Source organism: Pseudomonas entomophila (assembly GCF_018417595.1).
GTDB lineage: Bacteria > Pseudomonadota > Gammaproteobacteria > Pseudomonadales > Pseudomonadaceae > Aquipseudomonas > Aquipseudomonas entomophila_C.
In genome coordinates, this window is record NZ_CP070982.1 from 500001 (window position 1) to 517763 (window position 17763).

Annotated in this window: 12 protein-coding genes, 4 tRNA genes and 2 rRNA genes (1 of these 18 cut by a window edge); all 18 read left to right on the forward strand. The window is 58.0% G+C overall.

Going from position 1 to position 17763, the window contains the following annotated elements; all coding sequences use genetic code 11:
• A 23S ribosomal RNA gene (locus JYG34_RS02165) occupies window positions 1-1319 on the forward strand (it extends 1574 nt beyond the left edge of the window).
• Between the two features lie 137 nt (window positions 1320-1456).
• Window positions 1457-1572, forward strand: a 5S ribosomal RNA gene (gene rrf / locus JYG34_RS02170).
• A 157-nt stretch (window positions 1573-1729) separates the two neighbouring features.
• Window positions 1730-2689, forward strand: a complete 960-nt coding sequence (gene birA, locus JYG34_RS02175; protein WP_213659327.1) for a bifunctional biotin--[acetyl-CoA-carboxylase] ligase/biotin operon repressor BirA — start codon at window positions 1730-1732, stop codon at window positions 2687-2689.
• Window positions 2679-3428: a pantothenate kinase gene (locus JYG34_RS02180; RefSeq protein WP_213659328.1), complete on the forward strand. Its 750-nt coding sequence runs from the start codon at window positions 2679-2681 to the stop codon at window positions 3426-3428. The genes birA and JYG34_RS02180 overlap by 11 nt, the downstream gene beginning before the upstream one ends.
• A gap of 7 nt (window positions 3429-3435) precedes the next feature.
• Entirely contained in the window at window positions 3436-3861 is a 426-nt protein-coding gene (locus JYG34_RS02185; protein WP_213659329.1) for a hypothetical protein, read from the forward strand.
• Window positions 3862-4014: 153 nt separating this feature from the next.
• Window positions 4015-4098, forward strand: a tRNA-Tyr gene (locus JYG34_RS02190).
• Window positions 4099-4122: 24 nt separating this feature from the next.
• A tRNA-Gly gene (locus JYG34_RS02195) sits at window positions 4123-4196 on the forward strand.
• A 28-nt stretch (window positions 4197-4224) separates the two neighbouring features.
• Window positions 4225-4300, forward strand: a tRNA-Thr gene (locus JYG34_RS02200).
• Between the two features lie 79 nt (window positions 4301-4379).
• A complete protein-coding gene (tuf, locus tag JYG34_RS02205; protein ID WP_010951775.1) occupies window positions 4380-5573 on the forward strand; it encodes an elongation factor Tu in 1194 nt (397 codons plus the stop codon).
• 54 nt (window positions 5574-5627) lie between these two features.
• Window positions 5628-5703 (forward strand) — tRNA-Trp (locus JYG34_RS02210).
• A gap of 44 nt (window positions 5704-5747) precedes the next feature.
• The gene (secE, locus tag JYG34_RS02215) at window positions 5748-6116 is read left to right on the forward strand and encodes a preprotein translocase subunit SecE (protein WP_011531879.1); all 369 of its coding nucleotides are present in this window, start codon (window positions 5748-5750) and stop codon (window positions 6114-6116) included.
• A 9-nt stretch (window positions 6117-6125) separates the two neighbouring features.
• Complete coding sequence (nusG, locus tag JYG34_RS02220; RefSeq protein ID WP_011531880.1) at window positions 6126-6659, forward strand: transcription termination/antitermination protein NusG; 534 nt, start codon at window positions 6126-6128, stop codon at window positions 6657-6659.
• 119 nt (window positions 6660-6778) lie between these two features.
• A complete protein-coding gene (rplK, locus tag JYG34_RS02225) occupies window positions 6779-7210 on the forward strand; it encodes a 50S ribosomal protein L11 (protein ID WP_011531881.1) in 432 nt (143 codons plus the stop codon).
• On the forward strand, window positions 7210-7905 hold the full coding sequence (gene rplA, locus JYG34_RS02230; protein ID WP_011531882.1) for a 50S ribosomal protein L1: 696 nt from the start codon (window positions 7210-7212) through the stop codon (window positions 7903-7905). The genes rplK and rplA overlap by 1 nt, the downstream gene beginning before the upstream one ends.
• Before the next feature lie 199 nt (window positions 7906-8104).
• Window positions 8105-8605 (forward strand): 50S ribosomal protein L10, encoded by a 501-nt coding sequence (gene rplJ / locus JYG34_RS02235; protein WP_003257082.1) that lies wholly within the window; start codon window positions 8105-8107, stop codon window positions 8603-8605.
• Window positions 8606-8683: 78 nt separating this feature from the next.
• Window positions 8684-9052 (forward strand): 50S ribosomal protein L7/L12, encoded by a 369-nt coding sequence (gene rplL / locus JYG34_RS02240; RefSeq protein ID WP_011531883.1) that lies wholly within the window; start codon window positions 8684-8686, stop codon window positions 9050-9052.
• Window positions 9053-9270: 218 nt separating this feature from the next.
• A complete protein-coding gene (gene rpoB / locus JYG34_RS02245) occupies window positions 9271-13344 on the forward strand; it encodes a DNA-directed RNA polymerase subunit beta (RefSeq protein ID WP_213659330.1) in 4074 nt (1357 codons plus the stop codon).
• Between the two features lie 64 nt (window positions 13345-13408).
• Entirely contained in the window at window positions 13409-17608 is a 4200-nt protein-coding gene (gene rpoC, locus JYG34_RS02250; protein WP_011531885.1) for a DNA-directed RNA polymerase subunit beta', read from the forward strand.
• The last annotated feature ends 155 nt before the right edge of the window (window positions 17609-17763 follow it).

Below are 17763 nucleotides of genomic sequence, written 5' to 3' on the forward strand. Positions count from 1 at the left end.
TTCAGATAACTGGGAACCGTACCCCAAACCGACACAGGTGGTTAGGTAGAGAATACCAAGGCGCTTGAGAGAACTCGGGTGAAGGAACTAGGCAAAATGGCACCGTAACTTCGGGAGAAGGTGCGCCGGTGAGGGTGAAGCACTTGCTGCGTAAGCCCACGCCGGTCGAAGATACCAGGCCGCTGCGACTGTTTATTAAAAACACAGCACTCTGCAAACACGAAAGTGGACGTATAGGGTGTGACGCCTGCCCGGTGCCGGAAGGTTAATTGATGGGGTTAGCGCAAGCGAAGCTCTTGATCGAAGCCCCGGTAAACGGCGGCCGTAACTATAACGGTCCTAAGGTAGCGAAATTCCTTGTCGGGTAAGTTCCGACCTGCACGAATGGCGTAACGATGGCGGCGCTGTCTCCACCCGAGACTCAGTGAAATTGAAATCGCTGTGAAGATGCAGTGTATCCGCGGCTAGACGGAAAGACCCCGTGAACCTTTACTATAGCTTTGCACTGGACTTTGAGCTTGCTTGTGTAGGATAGGTGGGAGGCTTTGAAGTGGGGACGCCAGTTCTCATGGAGCCATCCTTGAAATACCACCCTGGCAACCTTGAGGTTCTAACTCAGGTCCGTTATCCGGATCGAGGACAGTGTATGGTGGGTAGTTTGACTGGGGCGGTCTCCTCCCAAAGAGTAACGGAGGAGTACGAAGGTGCGCTCAGACCGGTCGGAAATCGGTCGTAGAGTATAAAGGCAAAAGCGCGCTTGACTGCGAGACAAACACGTCGAGCAGGTACGAAAGTAGGTCTTAGTGATCCGGTGGTTCTGTATGGAAGGGCCATCGCTCAACGGATAAAAGGTACTCCGGGGATAACAGGCTGATACCGCCCAAGAGTTCATATCGACGGCGGTGTTTGGCACCTCGATGTCGGCTCATCACATCCTGGGGCTGAAGCCGGTCCCAAGGGTATGGCTGTTCGCCATTTAAAGTGGTACGCGAGCTGGGTTTAGAACGTCGTGAGACAGTTCGGTCCCTATCTGCCGTGGACGTTTGAGATTTGAGAGGGGCTGCTCCTAGTACGAGAGGACCGGAGTGGACGAACCTCTGGTGTTCCGGTTGTCACGCCAGTGGCATTGCCGGGTAGCTATGTTCGGAAGAGATAACCGCTGAAAGCATCTAAGCGGGAAACTTGCCTCAAGATGAGATCTCACTGGGATCTTGAATCCCCTGAAGGGCCGTCGAAGACTACGACGTTGATAGGTTGGGTGTGTAAGCGCTGTGAGGCGTTGAGCTAACCAATACTAATTGCCCGTGAGGCTTGACCATATAACACCCAAGCAATCTGCACACGAAGCAGATTGTGGTGGTGAAGACGATACGAACCGAAAGTTCGCAACGAATCACAAAGATCACATATCCGAATTCGCTGGAGTATCCATCTGGATCTTCTGGCAACAGAATTTCTTGACGACCATAGAGCATTGGAACCACCTGATCCCATCCCGAACTCAGCAGTGAAACGATGCATCGCCGATGGTAGTGTGGGGTTTCCCCATGTGAGAGTAGGTCATCGTCAAGATTCATTTCGCAAAACCCCTATCTGCGCAGGCAGGTAGGGGTTTTGTCTTTGCGCCTCCGAAACAGCTTCCCCTTGTAGGAGCCCGATGGGCCCCTTTTCCTATGCAAGCCTACTACCCATAGCTATCATGCCAGCCTTATTCAAAATCGAGACTGGCATGCTGAAGTTGTTGAATCTCCTCAAGGATGGCCGGTTCCATTCTGGCGAGGCTCTGGGGGCTGCCCTCGGAGTGAGTCGTAGTGCCGTGTGGAAGCAGCTGCAGCACCTCGAGAGCGATCTGAACCTGACCGTTCACAAGGTTCGTGGGCGTGGCTATCAACTGGCTTCTCCGCTGAACTTGCTGGAAGAGCAGGCAATTGCCGACTTTTCGCAAGGGGAGCAGTGGCCGCTGTTCATACATCAGGATATCGACTCGACCAATGCAGAAGGGCTGCGGCTTGCCGCTGCCGGGCAAAGCGCCCCGTTCATGGTGCTGGCCGAGCGTCAGCGTGCCGGGCGCGGCCGTCGTGGTCGGCAGTGGGTCAGTCCATTCGCAGAGAACCTCTATTACAGCGTGGTGCTGCGCGTTGAAGGTGGTATGCGCCAACTGGAAGGGTTGAGTCTGGTCGTAGGGTTGGCCGTCATGCGCACACTGCAGGCCTTTGGGCTTCAGGATGTGGGGCTCAAGTGGCCCAATGATGTGTTGGCAGATGGCAGGAAAATCACTGGAATTCTGCTCGAGCTGGTGGGTGATCCTGCGGATGTCTGTCATGTCGTGCTGGGGATCGGTATCAATGTGAACATGCAGAGCAATGACCTGGTCGATCAGGCCTGGGCCTCGATGCGCACGCAGACGGGTAAAGTGATTGATCGTAATCATCTGGTCGCTTTGCTCACTCAGCAGCTGCAGCACGAGCTGGCTCGTCATCGTCGGTATGGTTTTGCTGCATTCCAGGAAGAGTGGGAGCAGGCGCACTTATGGCAGGGGCGGAAAGTTTCGCTCGTGGCGGGTAGTACCCGGATCGACGGGGTGGTGCTCGGAGTGGACGGTCAGGGCGGATTGCGCCTTGATGTCGATGGTGTGGAAAAGAGCTACAGCGGTGGTGAGCTCAGCCTGAGGTTGCGTGATGATTCTTGAGCTCGACTGTGGAAACAGCTTCATAAAGTGGCGTGTCATCCATGCTGCGGATGCCGCTATTGCCGGAGGCGGCGTCGTCGACTCCGATCAGGCGCTACTGGCAGCTGTTGCTGCGTTGCCGGCGTTGCGTCTTGCCGGTTGCCGAATGGTCAGTGTCCGCAGTGAGGAGGAGACATCTTCCTTGCGCGGATTGCTCCAGGGGGCTTTCGCAGTAGAGGTGTGCGTGGCGCAGCCGGCAAAGGAAATGGCCGGCGTCCGTAACGGCTATGAGGATTACCAGCGTCTGGGGATGGACCGTTGGCTTGGTGCTTTGGGGGCCTATCATCTGGCGAAAGGTGCTTGCCTGGTCATCGACTTCGGAACTGCGGCCAAGGCCGACTTCGTTGCTGCTGATGGTGAGCACTTGGGAGGATACATCTGCCCTGGCATGCCATTGATGCGCAGCCAGTTGCGTACTCACACCCGCCGTATTCGCTATGACGATGCTTCCGCCGAGCGCGCGCTGAACAGCCTTGAGCCAGGCCGCTCGACGGTCGAGGCGGTAGAGCGTGGTTGTGTGTTGATGCTCCAGGGCTTTGCCCGTACACAGATGGAGCAAGCAGGTGCGCTTCTGGGGGAGGGCTTCACTGTCTTCCTGACGGGAGGTGATGCGCCTTTGGTGCGCGAGGCTGTGCCCGAGGCGCGAATTGTCCCGGACCTGGTATTTGTCGGCTTGGCCATCGCCTGCCCGTTGAGTTGAGGTGACTATGCGCTGGTTGTTTCTGCTGTTGGTCGTGTTGAACGTCTTTTATTACGTCTGGCATCAGCAGGAAGCTCCTTTGAAGGCCAAGGAGGTCGCCCCACTGTCTTTGTACAAGGGTTCCCAGCAGGAGATACGCCTGCTGCGTGAGACCGGTGCCGCGGCGCCGGCCCGACGTCGCGATGAGTGCCTGGTCGTGGGGGGGGTGTCGGCCCGTGAGCAACTGGATATGCTGCGCCAACGTTTGTTGAGCCTGGATATTTCCGCGCAGCCGCTTGCTGGCCAGCTGCCGGGTGCCGAAGGTTTCTGGCTCAAAGTAGCGCCGGAGAGCGAGCGTTTGCTGGACCAGGCTGTACTGGCGACTCTTTCCAAGGATTTCAAAGACTTAAAACACAAAATTATTTTGTGCGAGGGTATTGCAACTGCTGAATAGCTTGATAGAATGGCGCCCGCTTCACAGGGAACACCACTGAGGTGGTAGAGCTGGAAGCGGTGTCAAAGTAGCTAAGCTTCAGATTTGATTGAAAAAATTTGAAAAAAAAGCTTGACACTGAGGCGGCAGACAAATAGAATGCCGGCCACATCTGGAGGGATTCCCGAGCGGTCAAAGGGGACGGACTGTAAATCCGTTGCGAGAGCTTCGAAGGTTCGAATCCTTCTCCCTCCACCAGTTTTAGCGAGAGCCGCAAGCTCCGCGGGTATAGTTTAGTGGTAGAACCTCAGCCTTCCAAGCTGATGATGCGGGTTCGATTCCCGCTACCCGCTCCAAGTTTGCAGTTATTGCGCAAGGTGTTTCGCTCTTGTAGCTCAGTTGGTAGAGCACACCCTTGGTAAGGGTGAGGTCAGCGGTTCAAGTCCGCTCAAGAGCTCCATATAAACAAGGCAGATATGAAAATATCTGCCTTTGTTTTATCAGCGGTATACCTATTTCTTCTGCGGAGGATTGTATCGATGGCTAAGGAAAAGTTTGATCGTTCCCTACCACACGTCAACGTCGGCACCATCGGCCACGTCGACCACGGTAAGACCACTCTGACTGCAGCGCTGACTCGCGTCTGCTCCGAAGTTTTCGGTTCGGCCGTCGTTGAGTTCGACAAGATCGACTCGGCTCCAGAAGAAAAAGCGCGCGGTATCACCATCAACACCGCTCACGTCGAGTACAACTCGAATATTCGTCACTACGCTCACGTTGACTGCCCAGGTCACGCTGACTACGTGAAGAACATGATCACCGGTGCTGCCCAGATGGACGGCGCGATCCTGGTTTGCTCGGCCGCCGATGGTCCGATGCCACAAACCCGTGAGCACATCCTGCTGTCCCGTCAGGTTGGTGTTCCGTACATCGTGGTCTTCCTGAACAAGGCTGACCTGGTAGACGACGCTGAGCTGCTGGAACTGGTCGAGATGGAAGTTCGCGACCTGCTGTCCACCTACGACTTCCCAGGCGACGACACTCCGATCATCATCGGTTCGGCTCGTATGGCCCTGGAAGGCAAAGACGACAACGAAATGGGCACTACCGCTGTCAAGAAGCTGGTAGAAACTCTGGATGCCTACATTCCTGAGCCAGTTCGTGCCATCGACCAGCCGTTCCTGATGCCGATCGAAGACGTATTCTCGATCTCGGGTCGTGGTACCGTTGTTACCGGCCGTATCGAGCGTGGTATCGTCCGCGTTCAAGATCCGCTGGAAATCGTTGGTCTGCGTGACACCACCACCACCACCTGCACCGGCGTTGAGATGTTCCGCAAGCTGCTGGACGAAGGTCGTGCTGGCGAGAACTGCGGCGTCCTGCTGCGTGGTACCAAGCGTGACGACGTTGAGCGTGGCCAGGTTCTGGTCAAGCCAGGTTCGGTCAAGCCGCACACCAAGTTCACCGCAGAAGTCTACGTCCTGTCGAAGGAAGAAGGCGGCCGTCACACTCCGTTCTTCAAAGGCTACCGTCCTCAGTTCTACTTCCGTACCACTGACGTGACCGGTAACTGCGAACTGCCGGAAGGCGTTGAGATGGTAATGCCAGGTGACAACATTCAGATGACTGTCACCCTGATCAAGACCATCGCAATGGAAGACGGTCTGCGCTTCGCCATCCGTGAAGGCGGTCGTACCGTCGGCGCCGGCGTCGTAGCAAAAATTATTGAATAAGTAGTTGATTTAAATGATCAGGCCGGTATAATGGCCGGCCTGATACAGCGTTATAGGTCAGTAGCTCAATTGGCAGAGCGACGGTCTCCAAAACCGTAGGTTGGGGGTTCGATTCCCTCCTGACCTGCCATTCACCTCGGTGTGATTGGCTTTCTTCTCACAGGATCCTCCTCGATGACTCCCAAAACTGAAGCCCAAGAATCGCGTTTTGATCTGTTCAAGTGGCTCGCTGTTGTTGCATTGGTAGTCGTAGGCGTTGTGGGTAATCAGTATTACTCCGCCTCTCCGATCCTGTATCGCGTACTCGTCCTGCTCGCCCTGGCTGCAGTCGCTGGCTTCGTTGCCTTGCAGACCGCCAAAGGCAAGTCGTTCTTTGCGCTGGCGAAGGAAGCTCGTACCGAGATCCGTAAAGTCGTGTGGCCAACTCGCCAAGAAACCACTCAGACCACGCTGATTGTCGTGGCTGTAGTCCTGGTTATGGCGCTGCTGCTGTGGGGGCTCGATTCCCTGCTCGGCTGGTTGGTCTCCTTGATCGTTGGCTAAGGGTGTCTCGTGGCTAAGCGTTGGTATGTTGTTCATGCTTACTCGGGTTACGAGAAGCATGTCATGCGCTCCCTGATCGAGCGTGTCAAGCTGGCTGGCATGGAAGACGAGTTCGGCGAGATCCTGGTCCCGACCGAAGAAGTCGTCGAAATGCGCAATGGCCAGAAGCGCAAGAGCGAGCGTAAATTCTTCCCTGGCTATGTATTGGTCCAGATGGAAATGAACGAAGGGACTTGGCACCTTGTCAAGGATACCCCTCGGGTCATGGGTTTCATTGGTGGTACCGCAGACAAGCCTGCGCCTATCACCGATAAAGAAGCTGAGGCCATCCTGCGTCGCGTAGCCGACGGCAGTGACAAGCCGAAGCCGAAGACGCTGTTCGAGCCGGGTGAAGTGGTTCGCGTCATTGACGGTCCCTTCGCTGACTTCAACGGTAGCGTCGAAGAAGTTAACTACGAAAAGAGCCGCCTGCAGGTCGCAGTGCTCATTTTCGGTCGCTCTACTCCGGTGGAGCTCGAGTTCAGCCAGGTCGAGAAGGTCTAGCGGAACGCAGCATCCCATACCCCGCAGCCCTATGTGCTGCGGGGTTTTGTCGTCACTGGGATAAAACGCAAGTCATCCGGGGAGCCATCTGGCGTTCGTACCCGATTTTGGAGTAGCTCATGGCTAAGAAGATTCAGGCTTACATCAAGCTGCAAGTAAAGGCCGGCCAGGCCAACCCAAGCCCACCCGTTGGTCCAGCACTGGGTCAACACGGTGTGAACATCATGGAATTCTGCAAGGCCTTCAACGCCCGTACTCAGGGTCAAGAGCCAGGTCTGCCGACTCCAGTGATCATCACTGTCTACAGTGACCGTAGCTTCACCTTCGAAACCAAGAGCACCCCTGCCTCGGTTCTGCTGAAGAAAGCTGCTGGTCTGACCAGCGGTTCGGCTCGCCCGAACACCGTCAAGGTCGGTACCGTTACCCGTGCTCAGCTGGAAGATATCGCCAAGGCTAAGCAGGCTGACCTGACCGCCGCTGACCTGGACGCAGCTGTACGCACCATCGCTGGCTCTGCCCGCAGCATGGGCCTGAACGTGGAGGGTGTGTAATGGCTAAGCTGACCAAGCGTCAAAAGGCAATCGCCGAGAAAATCGAAGCAGGCAAGGCCTACAACTTCGAAGAAGCTGCAACCCTGCTGGCTTCGCTGCCGACTGCCAAGTTCGTAGAATCCTACGACATCGCCGTTAACCTCGGTGTTGACCCGCGTAAATCCGACCAGGTCGTTCGTAGCGCTACCGTGCTGCCACACGGCACTGGCAAGACCGTACGTGTTGCCGTCTTCACCCAGGGTCCAGCTGCTGAGGCCGCTCTGGCTGCCGGCGCTGACCGTGTAGGTATGGACGATCTGGCTGCCGAAATGAAAGGCGGCGACCTGAACTATGACGTCGTCATCGCATCGCCTGATGCCATGCGCGTTGTAGGTCAGCTGGGTCAGGTTCTGGGTCCTCGCGGCCTGATGCCTAACCCGAAAGTCGGTACCGTTACTCCAGACGTAGCCACTGCCGTGAAGAACGCCAAGGCTGGTCAGGTTCGCTACCGTACCGACAAGAACGGTATCATCCACACCTCCGTTGGCAAGGTTGGCTTCGAAGCCGGCAAGCTGAAGGAAAACGTTGAAGCCCTGATCGCTGATCTGAAGCGTATCAAGCCAGCTTCCTCGAAAGGTATCTACGTCAAGCGCGTTACCCTGAGCACCACCATGGGCCCAGGTCTGATCATCGATCAGAGCTCGCTGAACGTGTAATGCTCGGCCGGTGCGACCTGGTCGCACCGGCTGCTGAAAATTGGGGTCCCTGCCTGGCGGGGGCTATCCAAGACCGTAGGCGGCGCAAGCCTTAAACCTCAAGCCTACGCAGATGGTGCTCCCGATTCGTTCGCGAATCAGACACCAAAACGACATCCGGCTCCGGCCAGATGAAACGGTAGAAACCAGGAGTAAACCCGTGGCAATTAAACTCGAAGACAAGAAGGCCATCGTCGCTGAAGTCAACGAGGCTGCCAAAGTCGCTCTGTCCGCTGTCGTGGCCGATGCCCGTGGTGTGACTGTAGGCGCAATGACCGGACTCCGTAAAGAGGCCCGCGAAGCTGGCGTTTACGTACGTGTCGTACGTAACACCCTGCTCAAGCGCGCTGTTGAAGGCACCGAATTCTCGATCCTCAACGACGCGTTCAAAGGCCCGACCCTGATTGCTTTCTCCAACGAACACCCGGGCGCTGCTGCTCGTCTGTTCAAAGAGTTCGCCAAGGGTCAGGACAAGTTCGAGATCAAGGCAGCTGCGTTTGACGGCAAGTTCCTTGCCGCTAACCAGATCGACGTGCTGGCAACCCTGCCAACTCGCGACGAGGCTATCGCACAGCTGATGAGCGTAATCCAAGGTGCAACCAGCAAGCTGGCTCGCACTCTGGCAGCTCTGCGCGACCAGAAAGAAGCTGCTGCTGCCTAAGGCACGCGCAACCCTTTCAAAATCATATGTTTAATTTGATGGCTGCGTAGGCTGTCACCCCAATACAGGATTTAAGTCATGTCTCTGACTAACGAGCAAATCATCGAAGCAATCGGCCAGAAAACCGTTCTGGAAATTGTTGAGCTGATCAAAGCGATGGAAGAAACCTTCGGCGTTACCGCTGCTGCCGCTGTTGCCGCTGGCCCAGCTGTTGCCGCTGCTGCTGCTGAAGAGCAAACCGAGTTCAACGTCGTTCTGACCGAAGCTGGCGACAAGAAGGTCAACGTGATCAAGGCAGTTCGTGAACTGACCGGTCTGGGCCTGAAAGAAGCCAAAGAGAAAGTCGACGGCGCTCCTCAGGTTATCGCTGAAGGCGTTTCGAAAGAAGCCGCTGAAGACGCGAAGAAGAAGCTGGAAGAAGCAGGCGCTAAAGTCGAGCTGAAGTAATTTCGACTTTGCGACTCCAGTCCGAGCGTTAAGCGAAGGGCTGATGGCTGGTGGCTTATGCCACCGGCCTTTTTCCGTTATTGGTGGCCGATCAGGTCGGCCCCGATAACGAGCGGCAACCACCAAGACGGTGGCGCAAACCAAGGGGTTTGCACGATTTTCTGGCTGCTCCCGCCGGGAGATGCCAAACAAGCAGGTGACCAAGCTGGGGAATGCTGATGGCTTACTCATACACTGAGAAAAAACGTATCCGCAAGGACTTTAGCAAGTTGCCGGACGTCATGGATGTGCCTTACCTCCTGGCCATCCAGCTGGATTCGTATCGCGAATTCCTGCAGGCGGGAGCATCCAAGGATCAGTTCCGCGACGTCGGTCTGCATGCGGCCTTCAAATCGGTATTCCCGATCATCAGCTACTCCGGCAATGCTGCCCTGGAGTACGTCGGCTATCGCCTGGGCGAGCCGGCCTTCGATGTGAAGGAATGTGTCCTGCGCGGTGTGACCTTCGCGGTCCCGCTGCGGGTGAAGGTGCGCCTGATCATCTTCGACAAGGAATCGTCGAACAAAGCGATCAAGGACATCAAAGAGCAAGAAGTCTACATGGGTGAAATCCCCCTGATGACTGAAAACGGTACCTTCGTTATCAACGGTACCGAGCGTGTAATCGTATCTCAGCTGCACCGTTCGCCGGGTGTGTTCTTCGACCACGACCGTGGCAAGACCCACAGCTCCGGCAAGCTGCTGTACTCCGCGCGCATCATCCCTTACCGCGGTTCCTGGCTGGACTTCGAGTTCGACCCGAAGGACTGCGTGTTCGTGCGTATCGACCGTCGCCGCAAGCTGCCGGCCTCGGTACTGCTGCGTGCCCTGGGTTACAGCACCGAAGAAGTACTCAACACCTTCTACACCACCAACGTGTTCCACCTGTCCGGCGAGAAACTCAGCCTGGAACTGGTACCACAGCGCCTGCGTGGTGAAGTCGCGGTCATGGACATCCATGACGGCAGCGGCAAGGTCATCGTCGAGCAGGGCCGCCGTATCACCGCGCGCCACATCAACCAGCTGGAAAAGGCTGGCGTGAAAGAGCTGGACGTTCCGCTGGAGTACGTACTGGGCCGCACCACCGCCAAGGCGATCGTGCACCCGGCTACCGGCGAGATCCTGGCCGAATGCAACACTGAGCTGACCACCGATCTGCTGGTCAAGATCGCCAAGGCCCAGGTTGTTCGCATCGAGACGCTGTACACCAACGACATCGATTGCGGTCCGTTCATTTCGGACACCCTGAAGATCGACACCACCAGCAACCAACTGGAAGCGCTGGTCGAGATCTATCGCATGATGCGTCCTGGCGAGCCGCCAACCAAGGACGCCGCCGAAACCCTGTTCAACAACCTGTTCTTCAGTGCCGAACGTTACGACCTGTCTGCCGTCGGCCGCATGAAGTTCAACCGTCGTATCGGTCGTACCGAGATCGAAGGTTCGGGCGTGCTGAGCAAGGAAGACATCGTCGAGGTCCTCAAGACCCTGGTCGATATCCGTAACGGCAAAGGCATCGTCGACGACATCGACCACCTCGGTAACCGTCGCGTCCGTTGTGTCGGCGAGATGGCCGAGAACCAGTTCCGCGTTGGCCTGGTGCGTGTAGAGCGCGCGGTCAAAGAGCGCCTGTCGATGGCCGAAAGCGAAGGCCTGATGCCTCAGGACCTGATCAACGCCAAGCCGGTAGCGGCGGCGGTGAAAGAGTTCTTCGGCTCCAGCCAGCTCTCGCAGTTCATGGACCAGAACAACCCGCTCTCCGAGATCACCCACAAGCGCCGTGTCTCTGCACTCGGCCCTGGCGGTCTGACCCGTGAGCGCGCAGGCTTCGAAGTCCGTGACGTACACCCGACCCACTACGGCCGCGTGTGCCCGATCGAAACGCCGGAAGGTCCGAACATCGGTCTGATCAACTCCCTGGCTGCTTATGCCCGCACCAACCAGTACGGCTTCCTGGAAAGCCCGTACCGCGTGGTGAAAGAGGGTGTGGTCAGCGACGACATCGTGTTCCTGTCGGCGATCGAAGAAGCGGATCACGTCATTGCACAGGCTTCGGCCGCAATGAACGAGAAGAAGCAACTGATCGACGAGCTGGTAGCCGTTCGTCACCTGAACGAATTCACCGTCAAGGCGCCGGAAGACGTCACCCTGATGGACGTTTCGCCGAAGCAGGTAGTTTCGGTCGCAGCGTCGCTGATTCCGTTCCTCGAGCACGACGACGCCAACCGTGCGTTGATGGGTTCGAACATGCAGCGTCAGGCTGTACCAACCCTGCGCGCTGACAAGCCGCTGGTGGGTACCGGCATGGAGCGCAACGTTGCCCGTGACTCCGGTGTCTGCGTGGTTGCTCGCCGCGGTGGCGTGATCGACTCGGTCGACGCCAGCCGTATCGTCGTTCGCGTGGCTGACGACGAAGTCGAGACTGGTGAAGCCGGTGTGGATATCTACAACCTCACCAAGTACACCCGTTCGAACCAGAACACCTGCATCAACCAGCGTCCGCTGGTGAGCAAAGGTGATGTGGTCGCGCGTGGCGACATCATGGCTGACGGTCCGTCCACCGACATGGGTGAGCTGGCACTGGGCCAGAACATGCGCATCGCGTTCATGGCGTGGAACGGCTTCAACTTCGAAGACTCCATCTGCCTGTCCGAGCGTGTGGTCCAGGAAGACCGTTTCACCACGATCCACATCCAGGAACTGACCTGTGTGGCCCGTGACACCAAGCTTGGCCCAGAAGAAATCACCGCGGACATCCCGAACGTGGGTGAGGCTGCGCTGAACAAGCTGGACGAAGCCGGTATCGTCTACGTGGGTGCCGAAGTCGGCGCTGGCGACATCCTGGTCGGTAAGGTCACTCCGAAAGGCGAGACCCAGCTGACTCCGGAAGAAAAACTGCTGCGCGCGATCTTCGGTGAGAAGGCCAGCGACGTCAAAGACACCTCCCTGCGCGTACCGACCGGTACCAAGGGCACTGTCATCGACGTACAGGTCTTCACCCGTGATGGCGTGGAGCGCGACAGCCGCGCCCTGGCCATCGAGAAGATGCAGCTGGACGAGATCCGCAAGGACCTCAACGAAGAGTTCCGCATCGTCGAAGGCGCAACCTTCGAGCGTCTGCGTTCCGCCCTGAACGGCCAGGTGGTCGACGGTGGCGCGGGCCTGAAGAAAGGCACCGTGATCACTGACGACGTGCTGAACGGTCTGGAGCACGGCCAGTGGTTCAAACTGCGCATGGCCGAAGATGCACTGAACGAGCAGCTGGAAAAGGCTCAGCAGTACATCGTCGATCGCCGTCGCCTGCTGGACGACAAGTTCGAAGACAAGAAGCGCAAGCTGCAGCAGGGCGATGACCTGGCACCGGGCGTACTGAAGATCGTCAAGGTCTACCTGGCAATCCGCCGTCGCATCCAGCCGGGTGACAAGATGGCCGGTCGTCACGGTAACAAGGGTGTCGTCTCGGTGATCATGCCGGTCGAAGACATGCCGCACGACGCCAACGGTACTCCGGTCGACGTCGTACTGAACCCGCTGGGCGTACCTTCGCGTATGAACGTTGGTCAGATCCTCGAAACCCACCTGGGCCTCGCGGCCAAGGGCCTGGGCGAGAAGATCGACCGCATGATCGAAGAGCAGCGCAAGGCCGCTGAACTGCGTACCTTCCTCACCGAGATCTACAACGAGATCGGTGGTCGTCAGGAGAACCTGGAAGAGTTCACCGACGAAGAGATCATGGCCCTGGCAAACAACCTGAAGAAAGGCGTGCCTATGGCCACTCCAGTCTTCGACGGTGCCAAGGAGCGTGAGATCAAGGCCATGCTGAAGCTGGCAGACCTGCCGGAAAGCGGCCAGATGCAGCTGTTCGACGGCCGTACCGGCAACAAGTTCGAGCGTTCTGTGACCGTTGGTTACATGTACATGCTCAAGCTGAACCACTTGGTGGACGACAAGATGCACGCGCGTTCCACTGGTTCCTACAGCCTGGTTACTCAGCAGCCGCTGGGTGGTAAGGCGCAGTTCGGTGGTCAGCGTTTCGGGGAGATGGAAGTGTGGGCGCTGGAAGCATACGGCGCGGCATACACCCTGCAAGAAATGCTCACAGTGAAGTCGGACGACGTGAACGGCCGTACCAAGATGTACAAGAACATCGTGGATGGCGATCACCGTATGGAGCCGGGCATGCCCGAGTCCTTCAACGTGTTGATCAAAGAGATCCGTTCGCTCGGTATCGATATCGATCTGGAAACCGAATAACACGTGACGCGAAGGGGAGTGGGGCAGGTAATGCCCGCTCCCTGCTCCGCCAGGAGGAAAGGCCTTGAAAGACCTACTGAATTTGCTGAAAAACCAGGGTCAAGTCGAAGAGTTCGACGCCATCCGCATCGGTCTGGCGTCGCCTGAAATGATCCGTTCGTGGTCGTTCGGTGAAGTCAAAAAGCCGGAAACCATCAACTACCGTACGTTCAAGCCTGAGCGTGACGGCCTGTTCTGCGCCAAGATCTTTGGCCCAGTCAAGGACTACGAGTGCCTGTGCGGTAAGTACAAGCGCCTGAAGCACCGTGGTGTGATCTGTGAGAAGTGCGGCGTTGAAGTCGCCCTGGCCAAGGTTCGTCGTGAGCGCATGGCCCACATCGAGCTGGCCTCGCCGGTTGCCCACATCTGGTTCCTGAAGTCGCTGCCGTCCCGTATCGGCCTGCTGATGGACATGACCCTGCGTGACATCGAGCGCGTGCTCTACTTCGAGAGCTACGTCGTTATCGACCCGGGCATGACCACCCTGGAAAAGGGCCAGCTGCTGAACGACGAGCAGTACTTCGAAGCACTGGAAGAGTTCGGTGACGACTTCGACGCCCGCATGGGTGCCGAGGCTGTCCGCGAGCTGCTGCACGCTATCGACCTGGAGCACGAGATCGGCCGCCTGCGCGAAGAAATTCCGCAGACCAACTCCGAAACCAAGATCAAGAAGCTGTCCAAGCGCCTGAAGCTGATGGAAGCTTTCCAGGGTTCGGGCAACCTGCCTGAGTGGATGGTCCTGACCGTCCTGCCAGTACTGCCGCCGGACCTGCGTCCGCTGGTACCGCTGGATGGTGGCCGCTTCGCGACCTCCGACCTGAACGACCTGTATCGTCGGGTGATCAACCGTAACAACCGTCTGAAGCGCCTGCTCGATCTGTCGGCGCCGGACATCATCGTGCGCAACGAAAAGCGCATGCTGCAGGAAGCGGTCGACGCCCTGCTCGACAACGGCCGTCGCGGTCGCGCCATCACTGGCTCGAACAAGCGTCCGCTGAAGTCCCTGGCCGACATGATCAAAGGTAAGCAAGGTCGCTTCCGTCAGAACTTGCTCGGTAAGCGCGTGGACTACTCCGGCCGTTCGGTAATTACCGTTGGTCCGACCCTGCGTCTGCACCAGTGCGGTCTGCCAAAGAAAATGGCCCTCGAGCTGTTCAAGCCGTTCATTTTCGGCAAGCTGGAAATGCGTGGTCTGGCGACCACCATCAAGGCTGCCAAGAAGATGGTCGAGCGTGAGCTGCCAGAGGTGTGGGACGTTCTCGCCGAAGTGATTCGCGAACACCCCGTACTGCTCAACCGTGCACCTACCCTGCACCGTCTGGGTATCCAGGCATTCGAGCCGGTTCTGATCGAAGGCAAGGCCATCCAGCTGCACCCGCTGGTCTGCGCCGCGTACAACGCCGACTTCGACGGTGACCAGATGGCCGTTCACGTGCCGCTGACGCTGGAAGCCCAGCTGGAAGCGCGCGCGCTGATGATGTCGACCAACAACATCCTGTCGCCAGCCAACGGTGAGCCAATCATCGTTCCGTCGCAGGACGTTGTACTGGGTCTGTACTACATGACCCGTGAAGCCATCAACGCCAAGGGCGAAGGTCGCGTGTTCGCCGACCTGCAGGAAGTCGACCGCGTATTCCGCGCCGGCGAAGCTGCCCTGCACGCGAAAATCAAGGTCCGTATCAACGAGACCGTGAAAGACCGTGACGGCAGCATCACCAAGAACACCCGCATCGTCGACACCACTGTCGGCCGCGCGCTGCTGTTCCAGGTTGTACCGGCAGGCCTGCCGTACGATGTGGTCAACCAGCCGATGAAGAAAAAGGCGATCTCCAAGCTGATCAACCAGTGCTACCGCGTGGTTGGTCTGAAAGAGACCGTGATCTTCGCCGACCAGTTGATGTACACCGGTTTCGCCTACTCGACCATTTCCGGCGTTTCGATCGGTGTTAACGACTTCGTTATCCCGGACGAGAAAGCCCGCATCATCGGTACCGCTACCGACGAAGTGAAGGAAATCGAGAGCCAGTACGCCTCCGGCCTGGTAACCCAGGGCGAGAAGTACAACAAGGTCATCGACTTGTGGTCCAAGGCGAACGACGAAGTATCGAAGGCGATGATGGCCAACCTCTCGAAAGAGAAGGTCATCGACCGCAATGGCGACGAAGTCGAGCAAGAGTCCTTCAACTCGATGTACATGATGGCCGACTCCGGTGCTCGTGGTTCCGCGGCTCAGATCCGTCAGCTGGCCGGTATGCGTGGCCTGATGGCCAAGCCGGACGGCTCGATCATCGAGACGCCGATCACCGCGAACTTCCGTGAAGGTCTGAGCGTACTGCAGTACTTCATCTCGACCCACGGTGCTCGTAAGGGTCTGGCGGATACCGCATTGAAGACCGCGAACTCCGGTTACCTGACTCGCCGTCTGGTGGACGTTGCCCAGGATCTGGTCGTGACCGAGATCGACTGCGGCACCGAACAGGGCCTGCTGATGACCCCGCACATCGAAGGCGGCGACGTTGTCGAGCCACTGGGTGAGCGTGTACTGGGTCGTGTCATCGCCCGTGACGTGTTCAAGCCAGGCACCGAGGACGTCATCGTTCCGGCCGGTACCCTGGTCGACGAGCAGTGGGTCGAGTTCATCGAGCTGAACAGCATCGACGAAGTGATCGTGCGTTCGCCGATCAACTGCGAAACCCGCTACGGCATCTGCGCCAAGTGCTACGGTCGCGACCTGGCTCGCGGTCACCAGGTGAACATCGGTGAAGCTGTCGGCGTTATCGCTGCACAGTCGATCGGTGAGCCGGGTACCCAGCTGACCATGCGTACGTTCCACATCGGTGGTGCTGCAAGCCGTACCTCGGCTGCCGACAGCGTCCAGGTGAAGAACGGCGGTATGGTGCGCCTGCACAACCTGAAGCAGGTCGTGCGCGCCGATGGCAACCTGGTTGCCGTATCGCGTTCCGGCGAGCTGGCCATTGCCGACGAATTCGGCCGTGAGCGTGAGCGCTACAAGCTGCCTTACGGTGCGGTGATTTCGGTCAAGGAAGGTGAGAAGGTCGAAGCTGGCGCCATCGTCGCCAAGTGGGACCCGCACACCCACCCGATCGTTACCGAACTGAAAGGTACCGTGACCTTCGTGGGCATGGAAGAAAACATCACCATCAAGCGCCAGACCGACGAACTGACCGGTCTGACCAACATTGAGGTGATGGACGTCAAGGATCGCCCTGCCGCAGGCAAGGAAATCCGTCCGGCGATCAAGATGGTCGACGCCAATGGCAAGGACCTGTACCTGCCGGGTACCGACGTACCGGCCCAGTACTTCCTGCCGGCCAACGCCCTCGTCGGTGTGGCTGACGGTGCCCAGATCGGCGTCGGTGACGTTATCGCGCGTATCCCGCAAGAAACGTCGAAGACCCGTGACATCACCGGTGGTCTGCCACGCGTTGCCGACCTGTTCGAAGCGCGTCGCCCGAAAGAAGCCTCGATCCTGGCTGAAGTCAGCGGCACCATCGCGTTCGGTAAGGAGACCAAGGGCAAGCGTCGTCTGGTCATTACCCCAACCGACGGTAGCGATCCGTACGAAGAGCTGATTCCGAAGTGGCGCCACCTGAACGTCTTCGAAGGCGAACAGGTAAACCGCGGCGAAGTTATCTCCGACGGCCCGAGCGATCCGCACGACATCCTGCGCCTGCTGGGTGTGAGCGCGCTGGCGAAGTACATCGTCAACGAGATCCAGGACGTTTACCGCCTGCAAGGCGTTAAGATCAACGACAAGCACATCGAGACCATCCTGCGTCAGATGCTGCGCAAGGTCGAGATCGCCGAGTCGGGTGACTCCAGCTTCATCAAGGGCGACCAGATGGAACTGACTCAGGTGCTGGTCGAGAACGAGCGTCTCGCCGCCGAAGACAAGTTCATCTCCAAGTACACCCGTGTGCTGCTGGGTATCACCAAGGCCTCGCTGTCCACCGAATCGTTCATCTCGGCGGCTTCCTTCCAGGAAACCACCCGCGTACTGACCGAGGCGGCGGTAACCGGCAAGCGCGATTACCTGCGCGGCCTGAAAGAGAACGTGGTCGTGGGTCGTCTGATCCCGGCCGGTACTGGTCTGGCCTACCACAGCGAGCGCAAGCGTCGCCGTGATGCCGACAAGCCGCTGCGTGTGAGCGCCAGTGAGGTGGAAGCCGCACTGACCGAAGCGCTGAACTCCAGCGGTAACTAAGTGCAGGGCAGGGCCCCGGCACCCCTCGCAAGAGCATCGGCGGCATGAATTGTTGCCGATGATCGGGCGGGGAGGGCCGGGGCCTCGTCTTGACTGGGTGCAAGATCCTCTTTAGACTTTTGTACCCTTAAATTTGGTGAGGCTCCGTCTCGCCA